The sequence below is a fragment of the Frateuria sp. genome, assembly GCF_035943815.1.
Lineage (GTDB): Bacteria > Pseudomonadota > Gammaproteobacteria > Xanthomonadales > Rhodanobacteraceae > Frateuria_A.
In genome coordinates this window covers 118632-137338 of record NZ_DASZBU010000012.1, presented here as the reverse complement: position 1 = coordinate 137338, position 18707 = coordinate 118632, and the positions used below count along the sequence as shown (strand labels likewise).

Annotated in this window: 14 protein-coding genes; 6 read left to right on the top strand and 8 right to left on the bottom strand. The window is 68.0% G+C overall.

The features are described from left to right. Positions 1-18 precede the first annotated feature (18 nt). The 6 genes from VGU65_RS08065 (at position 19) to VGU65_RS08040 (ending at position 5479) form a co-directional block, all read left to right on the top strand. Positions 19-801: a class I SAM-dependent methyltransferase gene (locus VGU65_RS08065; protein WP_327474486.1), complete on the top strand. Its 783-nt coding sequence runs from the start codon at positions 19-21 to the stop codon at positions 799-801. Positions 802-859: 58 nt separating this feature from the next. Further along, positions 860-1582, top strand: coding sequence for a DUF72 domain-containing protein (locus VGU65_RS08060; protein WP_327474484.1), 723 nt, complete (start codon positions 860-862; stop codon positions 1580-1582). A gap of 137 nt (positions 1583-1719) precedes the next feature. Continuing rightward, a complete protein-coding gene (locus VGU65_RS08055) occupies positions 1720-2457 on the top strand; it encodes a DNA-formamidopyrimidine glycosylase family protein (RefSeq protein ID WP_327474482.1) in 738 nt (245 codons plus the stop codon). 3 nt (positions 2458-2460) lie between these two features. Then, positions 2461-3420 carry a cation diffusion facilitator family transporter gene (locus tag VGU65_RS08050; protein WP_327474480.1) on the top strand — a complete coding sequence of 320 codons (960 nt, stop codon included), beginning with the start codon at positions 2461-2463 and terminating at the stop codon, positions 3418-3420. 7 nt (positions 3421-3427) lie between these two features. Further along, positions 3428-4012, top strand: coding sequence for an alpha-ketoglutarate-dependent dioxygenase AlkB (locus VGU65_RS08045; protein WP_327474479.1), 585 nt, complete (start codon positions 3428-3430; stop codon positions 4010-4012). Positions 4013-4105: 93 nt separating this feature from the next. Next, positions 4106-5479 (top strand): hypothetical protein, encoded by a 1374-nt coding sequence (locus VGU65_RS08040; protein WP_327474478.1) that lies wholly within the window; start codon positions 4106-4108, stop codon positions 5477-5479. Positions 5480-5622: 143 nt separating this feature from the next. Here the strand turns inward: VGU65_RS08040 and VGU65_RS08035 are convergent, their stop codons facing one another. The 8 genes from VGU65_RS08035 to VGU65_RS08000 all read right to left on the bottom strand — a co-directional run bounded on the left by VGU65_RS08035 (position 5623) and on the right by VGU65_RS08000 (position 18613). Beyond that, positions 5623-6609 (bottom strand): malate dehydrogenase, encoded by a 987-nt coding sequence (locus tag VGU65_RS08035; RefSeq protein WP_327474477.1) that lies wholly within the window; start codon positions 6607-6609, stop codon positions 5623-5625. 72 nt (positions 6610-6681) lie between these two features. Continuing rightward, positions 6682-7881: an aminotransferase class I/II-fold pyridoxal phosphate-dependent enzyme gene (locus VGU65_RS08030; RefSeq protein WP_327474475.1), complete on the bottom strand. Its 1200-nt coding sequence runs from the start codon at positions 7879-7881 to the stop codon at positions 6682-6684. A gap of 221 nt (positions 7882-8102) precedes the next feature. Continuing rightward, entirely contained in the window at positions 8103-8612 is a 510-nt protein-coding gene (locus tag VGU65_RS08025) for a peptidylprolyl isomerase (protein WP_327474473.1), read from the bottom strand. Between the two features lie 91 nt (positions 8613-8703). Further along, the gene (locus VGU65_RS08020) at positions 8704-10383 is read right to left on the bottom strand and encodes a trehalase family glycosidase (protein WP_327474471.1); all 1680 of its coding nucleotides are present in this window, start codon (positions 10381-10383) and stop codon (positions 8704-8706) included. 25 nt (positions 10384-10408) lie between these two features. Continuing rightward, positions 10409-11461, bottom strand: coding sequence for a GCSAG motif subfamily hormone-sensitive lipase (locus VGU65_RS08015; protein WP_327474469.1), 1053 nt, complete (start codon positions 11459-11461; stop codon positions 10409-10411). Next, complete coding sequence (locus VGU65_RS08010) at positions 11458-13764, bottom strand: glycoside hydrolase family 65 protein (RefSeq protein WP_327474467.1); 2307 nt, start codon at positions 13762-13764, stop codon at positions 11458-11460. The genes VGU65_RS08015 and VGU65_RS08010 overlap by 4 nt, the downstream gene beginning before the upstream one ends. Then, on the bottom strand, positions 13761-16010 hold the full coding sequence (locus VGU65_RS08005; RefSeq protein ID WP_327474465.1) for a glycosyl hydrolase family 95 catalytic domain-containing protein: 2250 nt from the start codon (positions 16008-16010) through the stop codon (positions 13761-13763). Before VGU65_RS08005 ends, VGU65_RS08010 begins: the two co-directional genes overlap by 4 nt. Positions 16011-16087: 77 nt before the next feature. Continuing rightward, positions 16088-18613, bottom strand: a complete 2526-nt coding sequence (locus VGU65_RS08000) for a TonB-dependent receptor (RefSeq protein WP_327474463.1) — start codon at positions 18611-18613, stop codon at positions 16088-16090. Between the last annotated feature and the right edge of the window lie 94 nt (positions 18614-18707).

Sequence of the window (18707 nt, the reverse complement as noted above, 5' to 3'; positions counted from 1 at the left end):
ACCCCGTAGGAGCCTGACATGCGCACACTCGTCCTCGCCGCGACGATAGCCCTCGCTCTGCCCACCGCCTTCGCCCACGCCGCGCCTTCCGCCCGCAACGTCGGGCACCAGGCGCAGCCGCCCTATCTCACCGCGGCCATCGACGATCCGGCGCGTCAGGCCGACCGTACCGACGACGCCCGACGCAAGATCGCGCAGGTGATGGCCTTCGCCCAGGTCAAGCCAGGCGACAAGGTGCTCGAGCTGATTCCCGGCAGCGGCTACTTCACCCGCGTGTTCAGCGGGGTGGTCGGTCCCCATGGCCACGTCTACGCGCTGTGGCCCAACGAGTACGCCGCCGAGTCCGCGTCGGACGTGGCCAACCTGCGCAAGCTCGCCAAGCAGCCGCACTACGCCAACGTCAGCGTGCTCACTCAGCCGGCCGCGCAGCTCAGTGCGCCCGAATCGGTCGACGTGGTGTTCACCTCGCAGAACTACCACGACTACCCGGACAAGTTCATGGGCCACGTCGACCCGGTGGCGCTGGACAAGCAGGTCTTCAGGGCGCTCAAGCCCGGCGGCGTGTTCGTGGTGATCGACCACGTGGCGCCGTCCGGCTCGGGCATGAGCGACACCGACACGCTGCACCGCATCGACCCGGCCATCGTCAAGCAGCAGGTCGAATCGGCGGGCTTCGTGTTCGACGGCCAGAGCAGCGCGCTGCGCAATCCGGCCGATCCGCACACCATCAAGGTGTTCGACAAGTCGATCCGTGGCCACACCGATCAGTTCATGTACCGCTTCCGCAAGCCGGCCAAGTGACACGGCCCGGGAATCGGTGACGTTGGGCAAACCCGTCCATCCCGAGCGTAGGAAGGCGATGGACGGGATCCACGTCGGCAGCGCCGGCTGGTCGGTTCCCAAGGCGCATGCCAGCGCTTTCCCACCCGATGGCAGCTCGCTGGAGCGCTACGCGCAGGTGTTCGACTGCGTGGAGATCAACTCCAGCTTCTACCGGCCGCATCGCCCGGCGACCTGGCGCCGCTGGGCGGACAGCGTACCGGCGCATTTCCGTTTCGCCGCCAAGATGCCCAAGGCGATCAGCCACGAGTGCCGGCTGCGCGACTGCGACGAGGCGGTCGCCGCGTTCCTCGAACAGGTAGGTGAACTGCGCGGCAAGCTCGGCTGGCTGCTGCTGCAGCTGCCTCCCAGCCTGGCCTTCGACTCGTCGGTGGCGCTGCCCTTCTTCGAGCAACTGCGCCGTCGCTACACGGGCGCTCTGGCGTGCGAGCCGCGACATCCGTCCTGGTTCCGCGCGGGCGTCGATCGTGCGTTGCGCCAGCTGCACGTCGCGCGCGTGGCCGCCGACCCTGCGCGCGTGCCGCGTGCCGCGCTGCCCGGCGGCGATCGCAGCCGGGTCTACCTGAGGCTGCACGGCTCGCCGCGGATGTACTACGACGCGTATGCGCCGCAGGTGCTCGAACGGGTGGCCGAGAGGCTGCGGCGAGCACCGGAGGGGTGGTGCATCTTCGACAACACCACGCTGGGGCATGCGACGGGGAACGCGCTTTTGCTGAAGCGGATGTTGGAAGCCGAGGCGTAAGCGACCCCTTTCATCCTGCGGAAGCCTTCTCCGCGTGGAACGGGAAAGACCGGCGTCACGGCGCTAGTTGGCCTCGTTCACCTGCCCATGCCCGGGCCCCGCCCAGAATGCGGCCAGTCAGCCACGACGGACGACCCATGCCCGAAGGCCCTTCGATCGTCATCCTGCGCACGGAGGCGGCGCCCTTCACCGGCCGCACGATTCGCCGCGCGGAAGGGAACGCGAAGATCGACATGGATCGGCTCGCCGGCCAGCAGGTGGCCGCCTTCCGCAGCTTCGGCAAGCAGTTCCTGATCGAGCTGCCCGACGTCACCGTCCGCATCCATCTGCTGATGTTCGGCAGCTACCGCATCGACGAGCGCAAGGATGCCCCGCCACGCCTTCGCCTGGTCTTCGACGAGGGCGAGCTCAACTTCTACACCTGCTCGGTGCGCCTGCTGGAAGGCGACCTGGACGAGCTCTACGACTGGCGCACCGACGTGATGTCCGACGCCTGGGATCCGGCGCTCGCCCGCAAGCGCCTGCGCGCCATGCCCGACACGCTGGCCTGCGACGCGCTGCTGGACCAGACCGTGTTCGCGGGCGTGGGCAACATCATCAAGAACGAGGTGTTGTTCCGCATCCGCACGCATCCGCTTTCCACCATCGGTGCGCTGCCGGCGCGCAAGCTCGGCGAGCTGGTGCAACAGGCGCGCCAGTACAGCTTCGAGTTCCTCCAATGGAAGCGCGCCTTCGTGCTGCGCAAGCACTGGCTGGCGCACAACCGGAGCATCTGCCCGCGCGACCACGTGAAGTTCCACCGCGCCTACCTGGGCCGCACGAACCGGCGCAGCTTCTTCTGCGAGCTGTGCCAGCGGCGCTACGTGGAAGCCTGAGCCGTGGCCTCGTCGAACCCGCGCCGGGTCGTCTATGCCGCGCTGGCCGGCAACCTGGCGATCGCCGTGGCCAAGTTCGTCGCGGCCGACTTTTCCGGCAGCTCGGCGATGCTCAGCGAAGGCGTGCATTCGCTGGTGGACACGGCCAACGAGCTGCTGCTGCTCTACGGCATGCATCGCGCGTCCAAACCGCCGGATGCGATCCATCCGTTCGGCCATGGTCGCGAGCTGTATTTCTGGAGCTTCATCGTGGCCCTGCTGGTGTTCGCGCTGGGCGCGGGCGTGTCGCTGTTCGAAGGCGTGGGCCACCTGCACCGACCCGAGCCGATGAGCGACCCGCTGATCAACTACCTCGTGCTGGGCGTGTCGATGATGTTCGAAGGCGGCTCCTGGTATCTCGCGGTGCGCGAGTTCCGCTCGGTGAAGGGCGCGATGGGCTACTTCGAGGCCTTCCGCAAGAGCAAGGACCCGAGCACCTTCACCGTGCTGCTGGAGGATTCGGCCGCGCTGATCGGCCTGCTGATCGCGTTTGCCGGCGTGGCCTGTGCCCAGGCGCTGGACATGCCCCGGCTCGACGGCGCCGCCTCGATCGGCATCGCCGTGGTGCTGGCGGTGGCCGCGGGCCTGCTCGCGCGCGAGAGCAAGGGCCTGCTCATCGGCGAGCCGGCGCATCCGAAGTTGCGCGATTCGCTGCTGGAGATCGCCGCCGCCGATCCGGGCGTGGGCCACGTCAACGGCGTGCTCACCGTGCAGATGGGGCCGCATACGGTGGTGGCCGCGCTCAGCGCCGAATTCGAGGACGGTTTGACCACGCCGCAGATCGAGGAGTGCATCAACCGCATCGAACAGGCGATCAAGTCGCGGCACGCCGAGGTCACCTCGCTGTTCATCAAGCCGCAGACCACCGAGACCTGGCGCGCCCGGCGCCGCGCGATCGAGCGCGCCAACCTGGAGCCGGACTGAGGCCGCCATGGCGCAGTTCTCACTGTTCGGCCCGGGCCCGCGGGTGTTGTTCGACGACGCGAGCGGCAAGGTCGTCTACACCCCGGAGCTGGTGTCCGCCGCCACCGCGCAGGCTTGGTTCGAGCAACTGTTCGAATCCATCGCCTGGCGCGGCGGGCGCCGCCTGATGTACGAGCGCGAGGTGGACGTGCCGCGGCTGCGCGCGCACTTCGACCTCGACGATCCTGCCCTGCCCGCGCCGTTGCGCGAAGCGCTCGTGGCCGTGCGCGGCGCGGTGGACGCGCCCTTCACCAGCGTGGGCCTGAACCTCTACCGCGACGAGCGCGACAGCGTGGCGCCGCACAACGACAAGCTGGAAGACCTGGTGCAGGGCCAGTCGATCGCGCTGCTCTCGCTGGGCGCCACGCGCGAGATGGTGATCCGCGCCAAGCGCCCTCCCCGGCGCGTGCTGCACCTGGACCTGGAAGCGGGCAGCCTGCTGCTGATGGATTACTCGAGCCAGTTCCACTACGACCACGGCATCCCCAAGCAGCGCGCGCCGATGGGTCCACGGATCAGCCTGGCGTTCCGGGTGCGTCCGCTCGCCCCCTGATGCGGCAGGCCTGACGGCGGGTGACGTCCAGCACGGTTGCACCCGCACCGGATCGGCGCAGACTCCGGCTCGTGCCGCACTGGAGCATCCGCGATGCCTGGTCCCTGGACACCCGTCGTCTGCCTCGCCGCCTGCCTGCTGTCCGGCTGTGCCGCCGGCGCCATGCCCAAGCAGGCGCCGCCGTCGCCCACGCCCGCCCAGTGGCAGGCCATGCAGCTGCGGGCCGCCGACAAGGCCGACGGGATCATGCGCCAGGCCAACACCCACAAGGACATGCTCGGGCGCTACGAAACCATGGTCGCGGCGGCATCGGTCGGCGACGCCAACCCGGCCTTTCACGTGATCATCGGCCAGTACCTGAGCTGGTACGAGACCTTCATCGGCGACTACCCGAACGCGGCGGCCAACTTCTCGATCCAGGAGCTGCTGCAACCGGGCGACAATCCCTCGCCACTGGATGAGCCGGCGCGGCCGCGCCCGGCCATCGACGCGATCGCGGAACTGGCGCGCGGCCGCCAGGCGGTGTTCTTCAACGAGGCGCACCACCTGCCGCTCACCCGCACCCTCACTGTCCAGCTGCTGGCCAGGCTGCGCGCCGAAGGCTTCGATACTTTCGCCGCCGAAACCCTCTACGCCAGCGACGACAAGCTGGCCACGCGCGGCTACCCGGTGGAAGGCACCGGCTTCTACACCGAGGAACCGATCTGCGCGGAGATGGTGCGCACCGCGCTGAAGCTCGGCTATCGCGTGGTCGCCTACGAAGCGCAGCAGGAGGTCGGCGGCGACGCGCGCGAAAGCCGGCAGGCGCACAACCTCTACGAGCGCGTCTTCCAGCGCAATCCGGGGGCGCGGCTGGTGCTCGACGCCGGCTACGGGCACATCCAGGAGAGCGGCGTCTACCTGGGCGGGCGCTCGATGGCCGAGTACTTCCATGAACTCAGCGGCATCGACCCGCTCACGGTCGATCAGGTCGTGCTGGTCCCGCATCCGGACCCGGCGCACGACCATCCGTGGTACGCCGCCGTCATGCACGCGCTTTCGCCCACCCGACCGCTGGTGTTCATGCGCGACGACGGCACACCCTGGACCCTGCGCGCCGGTTACGACGTAAGCGTGTTCTTCCCGCCGCAGGTCGTGCAGCGCGGGAGGCCGACCTGGCTGGACCTGGGCGGTCTGCGCAAGCGCTACGTCGTGCACGGCGACGAGGTCTGCCACGGCACGTATCCGTGCCTGGTCGAGGCGCGCTATGCCGGTGAAGGCGGCGATGCGATCCCTGCCGACCGCCTCGCCCTCGACCCGCGACCGAGCTACGTGCGCGGCGATGCCGGTCTGCGGCCCACCGCTGGCCTGGAAGCCAGTGAACTGTATCTGCGGCCGGGCCGATACCGGCTGGTGGCCAGCGATGCACTCGGGCGCGCGCTGACGCGGCAGAACATCACCGTCGCCGCCGGTGCCGGGGGCCAGTGAACTCACCGGGGAGGCGGGGCTGGGGTGATGGTTCAAGGCTTGCGAGAATCCTGGCCATGCCCGCGTGCGACAGCTCCTGGAAGCAACGCGCGGCCAAGAAAAAGGGCGGCCCCTGGCCGCCCTCTCCGACCATCACAGATGGCTTACTTCTTCGCGAACAGGTGCTCGACGCCGCCGCGCTCTTCGCGCAGTTCCTTGTCGGTGGCATCCATGCGGGTGCGCGAGAAATCGTTGACTTCCAGGCCCTGCACGATCGCGTACTTGCCATCCTTGCAGGTCACGGGGTAACCATAGATCACGCCCGGGGCGATGCCGTAGGAACCGTCCGACGGGATGCCCATCGAGACCCAGTCGCCCTCTGCCGTGCCCAGCGCCCACGAACGCATGTGGTCGATCGCAGCCGAGGCGGCGGAGGCGGCCGACGAGGCGCCGCGGGCCTTGATGATGGCCGCGCCGCGCTGCTGCACGGTCGGGATGAAGTCGTTCTGGTACCAGGTCTGGTCGACCAGCGACAGCGCCGGCTTGCCGTCCACGGTGGCATGGTGCAGGTCCGGATACTGGGTGGAGCTGTGGTTGCCCCAGATGGTGACCTTCTTGATCTGCGTGGTGTGCTTGCCGGTCTTCTCCGCCAGTTGCGAGAGCGCGCGGTTGTGGTCCAGGCGCACCATCGCGGTGAAGCACTTCGGGTCCAGGTCCGGCGCATTCTGCTGGGCGATCAGCGCATTAGTATTGGCCGGGTTGCCGACCACCAGCACCTTCACGTCGCGCTTGGCGTGATCGTTCAGCGCCTTGCCCTGCGGGCCGAAGATGGCGCCGTTGGCCTCCAGCAGGTCCTTGCGCTCCATGCCCGGACCGCGCGGGCGGGCACCGACCAGCAGCGCGAAGTCGACGTCCTTGAAGGCGACGTTGACGTCGTCCGTGGCGACCACGCCGGCGAGCGTCGGGAACGCGCAGTCGTTGAGCTCCATCACCACGCCCTGCAGCGCGGGCAGTGCCGGGGTGATCTCCAGCAGATGCAGGATCACCGGCTGGTCCTTGCCCAGCATGTCGCCGGCGGCGATGCGGAACAGGAGCGCGTAGCCGATCTGGCCAGCGGCGCCGGTGACGGCAACTCGGACGGGGGCTTTCATCATTTGTCTCCGTGATTCGGGATTCGAAATTAGGGATTCGAAATTAGGGATTCGGACGGGCGATTCCCGCTGTTACTGAAGTTCGGCGAAGAATTCCTGGATGCGCTTCAGGCCCGGCTCCAGCTGGGCGGTCGGGCAGGTGTAGGAGATCCGCAGCGAACGCGGCTCGCCGAAGGCCGAGCCCGGCACGCAGGCCACGCCCTTGGCTTCGAGCAATGCCGCGCAGACGTCCACGTCGCTGTGGATCGGCGTGCCGTTGTGGTGCTTGCCGAAGGCGACGGAAATGTCCGGGAACGCGTAGAACGCCCCCTGCGGGCGCGGGCAGACCACGCCGGGAATCGCGCGCAGCGCGGCGATTACCACATCGCGCTTGGCCGCGAACTCGGCGCACTTGGCCTGCGGCACGTCCTGCGGGCCGCTGAAGGCGGCGACCGCCGCGGCGGTGATCACCTCGGGGATGCTCGTGATGTGGTTGGAGTTGAGCGTGGTGACCGCCTTGGCCACCGATTCGGGCCCCGCCAGCAGCCCCACGCGCCAACCCGGCATGCCGTAGGTCTTGGACACCGAATCGACGAACACCAGCCGCTCCCGCAGCTCCGGACGCGCGAACACGAAGTTGTGGTAGCCGATCCCGTCGAACACCATCGAGTTGTAGATGTCGTCGGTGACGATCCAGGTGTCCGGGTAGCGCGCCAGCACGTCGGCCAGCGCGGCGATCTCATCGCGCGTGTAGACCATGCCCGTCGGGTTGGACGGGTTGTTGAACAGGAACACCTTCGGCTTGCGCTTGAGCGCCTCTTCAAGCTGCGCCGGCGCGAGCTTGTAGTTCTGCGTGGATGGGCACGGCAGCACGTTGATCTTCGCGCCGACGATGTCGGCGATGTCGCGGTAGGTGGTCCAGTACGGCGCGGCGAAGCAGATCTCGTCGCCTTCGTCGAGCAGCGCCTCGGCCAGGTTGTACAGCACCTGCTTGGCGCCGATGCCGATGGAGAGGTTCATGCGGCCGTAGCCGGAGAAGCCCAGCGCCTCGATGTGCTTCAGGAAGGCATCCAGCAGCGGCTCGGCGCCGCGGTTGCTGCCGTACTGGCCCGAGTCCCGCTCAAGCGACCCGCGCGCGGCGGCGTAGACGTGCTCGCCGGGCAGGAAGTTGGGCACGCCGATGGAGAAGCTGATGATGTCCCTCCCCTGCGCCTTCAACTGCTTGGCCTTCTCGGCGATGACCATGATCGCGCTGGGTTTGGCGCGGCCGACACGCTGGGCGAGCTGGGGCATGGCTTCCTCGGGGTGTGGGGGTGAGGCAACCGGAGGATTTTAGCACGCGAGCGAAAAGCTCCCTCTCCCCCGGGCGCAGCCCGGGGGAGAGGGTTTGGGTGAGGGGGAGGCCTTGGTTCTTTGCTCTGTTGGCTGCAAGAGCCAAGGCGAACGGCCTCCCCCCTCAGCCCTCTCCCCCGGCAGAGCCGGGGGAGAGGGAGTAGATCAGGCAGGGCTGTCGCTCAGCCGCGCTGGTCGAGCTTCTCGTTCCATTCCTTGACGCGGTCGGCCTGGGCGGCCAGCAGCGCGTCGACGTCGCCCTCGACGGTGACTTTCTCGATGATGTCGCCCTGGCGGATCGCGTTGACCACCTTCTGGTCGTCGCCGCCGACCACCTCGCCGAACACGCTGTGCTTGCCGTCCAGCCACGGGGTCGGGCCGTGGGTGATGAAGAACTGGCTGCCGTTGGTGCGCGGGCCGGCATTGGCCATCGACAGCACGCCCGGCTTGTCGTGGCGCAGCGAGGGATGGAATTCATCCTCGAACTTGTAGCCCGGGCCGCCGGTGCCGGTGCCGAGCGGGCAACCGCCCTGGATCATGAAATCGTTGATCACGCGGTGGAACGACAGCCCGTCGTAGTAGCCCCTGCGTGCGAGATTGACGAAACTCGCGACCGTGACCGGCGCCTTTTCTTCGTGCAGGCGCAGGTGGATCGGGCCGCGGTTGGTGTCGAACGTGACGTTGATGGCCATGGGATTCCTTGGGGTGTCCGGGCGAAAAGGCCGGCAAGGATAACGCAGCCGCCGGCCCTCGCCCGTGAACCCCACGCTCGATACGACACGCTCAATGCGACATGGGCGCCCGGGTGTCCCGCGCCGCGGCGGGCGCCTTCGCCCCCTCCAGCAACTGGTGCAGCTTCAGATAGGCCGCGTTGGTCCAGCCGAAGCCGATCACGTTGGTGGTGTAGCCGGCGGTCACTTTGACGTCCGCGTTGCCCAGCACCATGTTGTATTTCTCGCGGATGGTGCCGTCGTGGGCGAAACCGGTCTCCACGGTGGCCATGAACTTGCGCGCCAGGTGTTGTGCGTCCTGGTGGAAGCCGTAGCTGTCCAGACCGGAGATCGCCAGCCAGTTGGTCGGCGCCCAGCCGAAGGGCTCGTCCCACTGCGCGCCGCTGCTCGCATCGTCCATCGACAGGCCGCCCTTGCGCTCGAACACCGTCAGCTTCCCGGCCAGCGCGGCCGCCTGCTCCTTCGAGGCCAGCCCCGCCCACAGCGGCCAGTAGGTGGTGACGTAGGGCCCGCTCGACGGCTTGCCGGCGACGAAGTCGTAGTCCACGTACATGCCGCGGCCTGGCTGCCACAGATACTTGTCCATCGCCGCCTTGCGACGCGCCGCGGCGTCGGCCCACTGCTGCGCCTCGGCCACCTTGCCCAGCTGCAGGGCAAGATCGTGCAGGTCGCGCTCGTAGCGGTAGAGCAGGCTGTTCAGGCCCACGCCGGCGTAGTGGTGCGTGGCGCCGCCGTAGGGGCCGAAATGGAAGTTGGTGTCGAAGCCCGACTCGCGCATGGCGCGGTCGCCCAGGTAGTAATCGGCGCTCAGCCGGTAGCCCTTGGCCCAGGCGCCTGCACAGACCTCGGATGCGGCGATGTCGCAACTGCCGGCCTTGAGCTTGGCCGCCTCGGCGGCGTCCGGATGCTCGGAGGCCTTGACCAGGTAGCCGGAGCCCTTCCCGGGATGGGCCAGCACCCACTCGATCACGCCACGGTAGTAGGCGCTGCCGTGCATCTCCGGCACCGGCCCCTGCCCCAGGTCGAAATAGCGCGAAAGCCCCGTGTCGCCCGCGAGGTGTTCGGGGCGCGTCCAGATCCGGTAGTTGGACACCACCAGCGGATAGGCATGGACCAGCCAGGCGTGGCGTTCGGCCTCGTCCTTGAAGGCGCCGGGCGCGGCCAGCACGTCGGAGACCATGCGGCTCAGGAACGGTGGCTGCGAACGGGTGAGGTAATAGGTGCGGTTGGCATTGAGCACGCCGCCGTAGTGCTCGACCTCGAACAGCGCGTTGTCGGTCATGTCGCGCGCCAGCGCGTCGCGCTGGTCGGCCAGCAGGCCGAGCTGGATGAAATAGCTGTCCCAGCCGTACATCTCGTTGAACTGGCCGCCGGGCACCACATAGGGCTTGGGCAGGTAGAGCAGCCCTTCGGCCGGAAGCGCCGCGGGCATCAGTTCGCCCAGGCGCGTGATGCGCCGGGGCAGCGTGCGCACCTCGACCTTGCAACGCTGCGCCACCTTGTCGATGCCTTCGGGCCTGGGGAGCCCGGCCGGCAGATAGAGCACCGGGCGCGCGTCCATCTTCGGATCGTGCAGCGCCGAACAGTCGTCCAGCGAACGCGTGAGCGTGTCCCAGGCCTTGTGGATGTAGGCCTGTGTCTTGGCCGGATCGGGTGTCGCGGCGCCGGCAACGGAGGAAAGGACGAGCGCCGTGGCGCCGAGCAGGAAAACGATCCGCGGGCGGGTCTTCATGGATGGGCTTCCTCTTGCGATGGGGCTAGGTGGCGGTCGAAGAACGCCACGATGGTGCGGTAGGCCTGCTGCGATTCGGCAGCTCGGGATCGGAGAAGAACGAGTGCCACATGCCTTCCCAGACGTGCAGCTCGGCCTCCACGCCGGCCTGTGCCAGCAGTGCCTGGCTGTGCACGACCGAGCTCATGGCCATGTCGCGCGTGCCGGTGATCAGCAGGGTTGGCGGGAACCGCCTGAGCAGGTCGGGGGATCGGCCCGGCTGCACCATCGGGTCGTCCGCCTTCGCGCCGCGGAAATACGGAAGCGTCGTCAGGTCGAACGCGTGCGCCGGCACGCCTTGTCCGTTGAGCAGCGGCCCGACGTAGGCGCTGTCGCCGCCGCTGGCGACCAGCGAGGCGCAGAAGGTGCCGATCGCGCCGGGCACCGGCAGCTTGTCCACAATGAAACGGGCCACGGCCTCGCCGGTCAGGGCGCCGCCGGCGGAGCAGCCGTAGATACCGATCTGTTTCGGTTGGTAGCGCTTGAGCAGTTCGCGGTAGACCGCCTCTACGTCTTCGCTGGCCGCGGGAAAGACGTGTTCCGGGGCTTGCCGGTAGTCCAGCGTGATCACCTCGATATGTCCCAGGCTGGCGATCGGGATCGCCTCGACCAGCCCACCGCTGCCCGCGCCCCACAGGAATGCGCCGCCGTGCAGGTTGATCAGCACGCGATGGCGGTTGGCCGCGCTAACGCCTTGCGCAGGCAGCACCACGTCGGCGCCGACGCCGGCGATGGTCTCGTGGCGAACGGTGACCGGATAGAGCTTGCGCATGCGAGCGACGCGATCGCTGTTGAGGCGATCGTAGAAGCGCCGGCTCTGTTCGATCGGCGCATCGATGGGCGGCGCCTTGGCCCCGGCTGCGAGCATCTTGGGGAAGAAGGCCCGCGCCTGCGGCGAGGCCAAGGATGAGTACGGGATCACGACCGAGGAGGCCGTCACCGTGCCGTCGGGTTTTACGCCGGCCTGGCCATGGGCGCCCGATGCCAGGACGGACAGGCAGGCCAGCAGCAAGGGAAACAGCAGGATGCCTCTTTTCATGGCGAGCCTTCCACGGGCCGGCGCGTAAGCACGGCCTTGCCCTCGCGGTCGCGGCCCACGCGGATGTCGTAGTAGGCACCGCGCAAGGCGACGTGCGTCAGCGTGAATGACTGCCACGCGGGCGGCAGCACCGGCGGGTAGGCCTGCACCAGCCCGTCCGGCTGCAGGCGCAGGCCGGTGAAGCCGTAAGCCAGGGTCTGCAGCAGGCCGCCGGCGGCGGTAACGAAATAGCCCGTGTTGTTGTTCGGCGTCTCGGTGCGCACGTTGAACGGCGGCTGCAGCACGCCGGCATTGCGGTTGCGCTGGAACCACGCGTTCGCCGCGGCCGCGTCGCCCATCGTCGCGGCGTAGATCGCCATCGGCGCCAGGCCCATGCTGTTGGGGTCGCGGTGCGACTGCGTGATAGGCGCCATCGCGTAGTCGTAGTCGCGCCGGCGCACGCCGGCGTCCATCGGCAGGTCGAGCGAGGGATAGGCCAGCATCGGCAGCGAACTGCCGCCCCAGGAATCGACGTCGTGCGGCACCGAGGGGTCGAAGTCCAGGTGATGACCGCTCTTCGCATCGAACGGGACGTAGAGCCCGTCCGCGACTTGTGCCCACTTCGGATCGGCCGGCTCGCCGAGCACGGCCGCCGCCTGCGCCGCCAGTCGCAAGGCCTTGCGCGCGGACACGTTGGTGAAGGTGTCGTTGGGCACGTCGTTGTAGTCCTCGTCCACCGAGGTGACGTGCAGGATCTCGTAGCGCTTGTGCACGGGCACCCAGGCGGCGCGGCTGGCCCAGAAATCGGCCGCTGCGCGGATCACCGGCCAGCCGTGCTCGCGCAACCAGGCCTTGTCGCCGCTGGCCAGCCAGTACTGCCATTGCGCGATGGCGACGTCGGCGTCGACGTGGATCTCGCGCTCGCCCAGCACGTAGGCCATGTGCGGCGTCTGCTCGGTGCCCCGCTCGGGGTCTGACTCCCACGGATACATCGCCCCGCGCAGGCCGTGCGCCCTTGCGCGCGCCTCGGCGGCCGGCAGCGTGCGGCTGCGGAAGTCCACCAGCGAGCGCGCCCGCTGCGGATGCAACAGCAGCAAGGCCGGAAACACCCAGGTGTCGTTGTCCCAGAACACGTGCCCCGCGTAACCCGGCGTCAGGCCGCAGGCGCCGCTCGGCCACGCCGTGCCGGGCGTGGTGTTGGACAGCAGGTAGTACAGGTCCGAATGGACGATGCGCTGCATCTGCGGATCGCCCTCGATGCGGATGTCCGAACGCCACAGCGCGTGCCACGCGGCCTCGTGAGCGCCGCGCAGGCGATCGAAGCCGTCCTTGCGCGCAGCCGTCGCGAGCGCCAGGTCGGCCCTGGCATCGCCGCCCCAGCCTTCGCGCGACAGCGCGACGAACTTGCCGAAGGTGTAGGTGCGGCCCTTGCGCAGCTTCACCTTCAGTTCCAGCGAAAGCCGCCACGGGCTGCGATAGACGCGTGCGTCGGTGGGCGTGAGGCCCGCCGGCAGCGCGACCGCGACCGCCTCGCCCATCGCCAGGCCCTGTTCGGCACGCCCGTCCAGCCACAGCGTGAGCGCGTGCGCGTCGCCATCGGCAGCGAGCACGTGGACGTCGCCGTGGTACCACAGCGGCGCGCGGTCCGGCGTGGCCGGGGGAATCGCCTGCAGCTTGAGGTTGTTCGCTGCCACCGCCTCCTGCATCTGCTCGCCGGTGAGCCTGGCGAGTTCGAAGCGCGGCTGGTGCGGCGCCCACAGGTCCAGCGGAAAGGACAGCTCCACCTCGCCGTCGAACTCCGGCGTGATCGACAGCTGCACGGCGGCCAGGTGCGGCGCGGCCTGGCTCACCAGCGAAACGACCTCGATGCGCGTGGCGCGGCCATGGTCGTCGTAGCGGTAGCGCGTGGTGAGCGTGCCGTCGTGCAGGTCGAGGGTCTGCCTGTAGTCCTGGAACACGGCCGGATCGAGCGCGACCTGATTGAGCCAGAAATGCCCAGCCGCCGAGTTGCCTGTGCTGTAGTCGATGCCGCTCCAGCCTGGCACGGCGGCCGGCCGTGAGATGTCGCCCTTGGCGTAATCCATGAAGGCGACCATGTAGGCCAGGTTGCCTTCGGTACCCCGCGGTGCGCTCAGCGTCCCGACGTAGCCGTTGCCCAGCTGGGTGGGGAAATAGTCCGGGAAGTCGCGGGCGGTGGCGGTTAGGAGGAAGCTCGGATCGGTGGCAGGCGCGGATGACGTGGCCGCCGCCGCAGGCATCGCCGCGGCGGCGGCCAGCACCAGGCCGGCCGCCAGATGAGCCAGCCGGCGCCAAGCGGGTTTCATGGCGCCGCCGTGCGCTGCAGGCGGGCCTTGCCGTCGGCAGCGCGCTCGACCCGGATGTCGTAGCGTTGCCCGCGGAAATGCACGCCCTTGAGCGTCAGCCCTTTCCAGCCCGGCGGCAACACTGGAGCGTACTTCTCGCTCAGGCCCTGGTCGTCGATGCGCAGCCCGGTGAGGCCGTACAGCATGCTCTGCAGGAAGCCGGCGGAGGTGGCCAGGATGTAGCCGGCGTTGTTGGCCGCCGTTTCCGTGCGCACGTTGAACGGGGGTTTGAGGAACCCGACCAGATTGCGATTGATCCAGTCGCCAGCCGCCCCGGCGTCGCCGAGCTCCGCGGCGCCGACGGCCAGCATCACCATCATCATCTCGTTCGGATCGTCGCCGTGGCTCTTCAGCGCCTGCAGCTGGAAGTCGAAGTCGTTGCGGCGCACCTGCGGCGTCATCGCCAGGTCCAGGTTGGGATACATCAGCCAGGCCAGCGAGGACCCCATCCAGGTGATCTTGTCGTGCGGCACCGACTTGTCGAAGTCCAGGTGCCGCTGCTCGGCCTCGTCGAAGGGGATGTACATCCTGGACGCGATCTCGCTCCAGCGCGGATCGGCCTGGGCGCCGACCAGGCGCGCGGCCTTCACCGCGATCTCGAGCGCCTTGCGCGCGGCGGCATTGGTGAAGGAGTCGTTCGGCACGTCGTTGTAGGCCTCGTCGGGCGAGGTGACGTGGTGGATCTCGTAGCGGTCGTGCGCCTGGTCGTAGGTGACGCGGCTGGTCCAGAAGGTGGCGATGCCCTGCAGCACCGGCCAGGCCTGCGTCTTCAGCCATTGCGTGTCGCCGGTGGCCAGGTAGTACTGCCATTGCGCGATGGCGATGTCGGCATTGACGTGGACCTCGCGGTAGACCTCCCAGGCGAAGTGCGGCGTGACATCGACGCCGGTCTGCGGATCGGCCTCCCACGGGTACATGGTGCCGGCCACGCCGTACTGGCGCGCGCGGGCGCGGGCCGGTTCGGTGGTACGCGCACGGAACGCCACGATCGGCCTGGCGCGCTCCGGGTGCAACAGCAGCAGCGCGGGGAACACCCAGGAATCGCTGTCCCAGAAGGCGTGCCCGGCGTAGTTGGGGGTGAGCGCGCAGGCGCCCATCGGCCAGGCGGTGCCGACCGTGGAGTTGGACAGCAGGTAGTAGAGATCCGAATGCACGGCCTTCTGCACGGCCGGGTCGCCATCGACCACGATGTCTGACTGCCAGAGCGTGTGCCAGGCGGCCTGGTGCTCGGCCAGCAGGCGGGCGAAGCCGCGCTTGCGCGCGGCGGTCGCCAGCGCGAGCGCGTTCTCGTCGTTCCCCCAGCCGTCGCGCGTGAGCGCCATGTACTTGGTGAAATCGTAGCGCCTCCCTTTCTTCAGGGTGGCGGTGATCTCCAGCGAAAGCTTCGTGGGCGTCCGCTCGAGCTTCACTTCGTCCGGCTCGAGGCCTTCGGGCAGCGCGAGAGCCGCCGCCTCGGCCATGCCCAGGCCCTGTTGTGCCCTGCCCTTGAGCTGCAACGTGAGGGCCTTGGTGTCACCGGCGGTCGAGAGCACCTGCGTATAGCCCGGATACCAGACCGGCGCGCGGTCGGGCGTGGGGACCGGCTTGTTGTCCAGGTTCTGGCCGCTGGCGATCACCGCAGCGATCATCTGCTCGCCTTCCATGCTGCCGATCGGGAAGCGCGGCGCATGTTCGGACCACAGCCTGAGCGGAAAGCTCAGCTGCACCTTGCCGTCGAACTGCGGCGTGATGCTGATGCGTGTCGCGGCAAGGTGCGCGGAAGCCTGGCTGACGAAGCTGACCACCTGGATGTCGCTGGCCTTGTTCGCGTAGGCGAAACGGTAGCGCGTGCTCAGCGTGGCGTCGTGCATGTCCAGCGTCTGCGCGTAGCCCTGGAAGATGCCCGCGTCCAGCCGCGTGCGGTTGAGCCAGCCGCCGCCGGGGTTGTAGTCGATCTCGCTCCAGCCGGGAATGGCCGCCGGACGCGAGATGTCGCCCGGCTTGTAGTCCATGAAGGCGACCATGTACGCGGCATTGGGCTCGGTGCCGCGCGGCGAGGTCATGGTGGAGAAGTAGCCGTTGGCAAGGTAGCTCGGGAAGTAGCTGCCGAAATCCTTCGCCGTGGCGGTGAACTGGAAGCTCGGATCGGCGGCCAGGACCGGGGCCGCGCCCGACGCCAGCAGGAACGCGACCTGGAACAGGAGGACAAGCAGACGGCCGGGCTTCATCGCGCCTCCGACGTGAAGTCAAAAAAAAAAGCGCCTGTGCCCGCCTCGCGGCGGGACACAGGCGATCCGGGTCGAACTCAGAACATGTACTTGACTTGCAGGTTGACCTCACGCCCCTCCAGCGGACGGGCGAGGATCACGCCGGTGGTGCCGGCGGCCGAACCGAAGATGCGCGAATTACTCTCGGTCAGGCCCAGCTCGTTGGTCATGTTGGTGCCCTGCAGGCGGATCTGCCAGTTCTGCTGGACGTTGGCGACCACGCCGAAGTCCCAGGTGTGGTAGCTGCCCAGCTGCTGCAGGCCGGAGATGTCCTGCGTGTGCGGGCCCACGTGGGTGTAGGTGACGAAGGCGAGCACGTCGCCCCAGCTGAACGGGATCTTGTAGCTGGGCGTGAACATGTAGCGCAGCTTCGGCTGGCGCTGCAGCTGCACACCGTCGATCAGCGCGCAACCGTTGCCGGCGACCGGGTTGGTGTAGGGCAGGCACGAGCTGTTGTGCGAGTAGTGGCCGTCCAGGTAGTTGCCGACCAGTTGGAACTTGAGGTTCTCGATCGGGCTCCAGGCCGTGTTGATGTTGACGCCCTTGGAATCGGAACCGTAGGTCCGCTGCGGGCCGTTGGGCACGCCCGCCGCGTCGGTCGGCTGGTAGAGCAGGCCGATGAACTGGCGGTGGTAGGCGCTGATGTCCAGGAACCACTGCTGGCTCTGGTATTTGAAGCCGCCCTCGAAGTTCTGGATCTTCTGCATCGGCGCCGTGTTGCCCGTGGTGTTGCCGCGGATGCCGTTGTCGAAGTCGTCGAAATGAGCGCCCTTGTTGGCACGGATGTACACGCTCATGTTGTCGGCGAGCTCGTAGTTCACGCCGAAGGTCCACGAGGGATGGGTCTTGTCGTAGCGGGTATGCGCGAAGGTGCCGTTGCACACCGGAACGCTGTTGTCGTACTTGGTGTTGGGATTGCCGTCCAGGTTCTGGTTGGTCAGGTTGCAGACGTCGTTGTAGGCGTTCTGGTTCTCGACGCGCCCGGACAGGTCGATCAGCCACTTGCCCGCGCGCCACACGTCGGACAGGTAGAACGCACGGTTGTTGGCGACACCGTGCTGGGCGATGTTGTAGCCGCCGTAGTCGAGGAAGCCCTGGTTGTCGGTCAGGTAGTTGAGGCCGCTGGGGTCGACGTAGGTGACGGTGATCGGCCGCGCGTTGGGCGTGTTGGTCATGAGCATCTGGTTGCCCAGCGCCCACTTGTCGTCCATCGTGTAGTGCGCCAGGTAGACGCCGGCGGTGAGGGTGTTGCCCTCGAAGATTTCCTTGCTCAGGCGGAAATCGTTGTTGATGTTCTTCAGGTGCTTGTGGATGAACCACCAGCCCTGGTGGATCACGCTCTGGTTGGGGTCGACCGCGCCGCCGCCGACGTAGGTGGCGGTGGCCGAGCCCGGCGTCAGGTTGAACGCGCCGATCTGGCTCTGGTTGGTGTAGAGCATGTCGTTGAGACTGCCCGGATTGGTGCCGGAGAACAGCGCATTGGTGTTTACGTCGCCGCCGTCGAGCAGGAACTTGTCCGACAGGTTCCAGCCATTGCCCAGGTCATAATCGAAGTTGCCACCGAAGAAGGCGACCTTGGCGCCGCGGCCGTTGCCGAGGTTGGCATCGTGCCCGCCGCCGGGATAGCCGCGCAGGAACACGTGCTGGATCGCCTTGCCATAGTAGGTGTCGGTGAGCGGATCGAAGCCCGGGTAGGCGCTGAACTGGTCGGTACCGCTCTGGATCAGCGGGATCGGCGTGATGAACTGGTTGCGGTCGTTGAGGTAGCGCGCGTACAGCGTCAGCGTGCCGTTGTCGCTGTCGTGGGTCAGCGTGCCGGTGAGCTGGCCGCCCTTGTCCGCCGCGAACTGCGGATCACGCACTCCCCTGGATGTGCGATAGAAGCCGCCGACGCTGCCGTACCAGTCCTTGGCCACCGGGAAGCCGACGAAGGTGTCGAAGCGCTTGAGGTCTTCGCTGCCGTAGGTCACGCCGACGCTGCCGGAGGGCACCTCGGTGCCCTGCTTGAGGATGAAGTTTTCGCTGGCGCCGATCTGGCCGTCGGCGAACACCACCGAAGGGCCGCCCTGGATGATCTCGACGCGGTCGACGGTGTCGTCCAGGCGGAAGATCGAGGTCTGCTCGAAGAACGACAGCGTGGGCATGCCGTACAGCGGCGAGCCCATCATCTGCACCGTGTTGAACGGCGCGTCGCCGCCGCCGGGGAAGCCGGCGATCTCGATGTTGGCGCCGGTCTGGCCGCCGGTGGATTCGGGCCACAGGCCCGGCGCGATCTTCAGGAGATCGGCCGTGCTCTTTGGATTGGCCATGCGGATCTGCTCGGCCGTAGCCGTCGTCACCGTGTAGCTGGTGTCGATCTTCTTCAGGCCGCCGGTGGCGGTGTTGCCCGTGACCACCACCTGCTCGAGGCTCTTGGCGTTGGCGGCGCTGGGCTGCTGCGCCTTCGCCCTGGATTTGGCAGGCGGCGCGGTGGTCTGCGCCTGGTCGTTTTGCGCCAGCGCAAGGCCAGGCATCAGGCAGGCGGCTATCGCCGCGGATAAGGCCAGTCGCACGTGCTTGTTCATCAGCTTCGCTCCCCAGTGAGGTCGATGTCCGTTCGACGGCGTCAGCTGCCGACAGCAGCTTCGCCGCTTCGCCGTTTTGTTTTGCCCCTACTTT

Bases quoted from the DNA above. Each gene is read 5' to 3' on its own strand.
- VGU65_RS08065 (WP_327474486.1), top strand. From the start codon at position 19: ATGCGCACACTCGTCCTCGCCGCGACGATAGCCCTCGCTCTGCCCACC.
- VGU65_RS08060 (WP_327474484.1), top strand. From the start codon at position 860: ATGGACGGGATCCACGTCGGCAGCGCCGGCTGGTCGGTTCCCAAGGCG.
- VGU65_RS08055 (WP_327474482.1), top strand. From the start codon at position 1,720: ATGCCCGAAGGCCCTTCGATCGTCATCCTGCGCACGGAGGCGGCGCCC.
- VGU65_RS08045 (WP_327474479.1), top strand. From the start codon at position 3,428: ATGGCGCAGTTCTCACTGTTCGGCCCGGGCCCGCGGGTGTTGTTCGAC.
- VGU65_RS08040 (WP_327474478.1), top strand. From the start codon at position 4,106: ATGCCTGGTCCCTGGACACCCGTCGTCTGCCTCGCCGCCTGCCTGCTG.
- VGU65_RS08035 (WP_327474477.1), bottom strand. From the start codon at position 6,609: ATGAAAGCCCCCGTCCGAGTTGCCGTCACCGGCGCCGCTGGCCAGATC.
- VGU65_RS08030 (WP_327474475.1), bottom strand. From the start codon at position 7,881: ATGCCCCAGCTCGCCCAGCGTGTCGGCCGCGCCAAACCCAGCGCGATC.
- VGU65_RS08025 (WP_327474473.1), bottom strand. From the start codon at position 8,612: ATGGCCATCAACGTCACGTTCGACACCAACCGCGGCCCGATCCACCTG.
- VGU65_RS08020 (WP_327474471.1), bottom strand. From the start codon at position 10,383: ATGAAGACCCGCCCGCGGATCGTTTTCCTGCTCGGCGCCACGGCGCTC.
- VGU65_RS08015 (WP_327474469.1), bottom strand. From the start codon at position 11,461: ATGAAAAGAGGCATCCTGCTGTTTCCCTTGCTGCTGGCCTGCCTGTCC.
- VGU65_RS08010 (WP_327474467.1), bottom strand. From the start codon at position 13,764: ATGAAACCCGCTTGGCGCCGGCTGGCTCATCTGGCGGCCGGCCTGGTG.
- VGU65_RS08005 (WP_327474465.1), bottom strand. From the start codon at position 16,010: ATGAAGCCCGGCCGTCTGCTTGTCCTCCTGTTCCAGGTCGCGTTCCTG.
- VGU65_RS08000 (WP_327474463.1), bottom strand. From the start codon at position 18,613: ATGAACAAGCACGTGCGACTGGCCTTATCCGCGGCGATAGCCGCCTGC.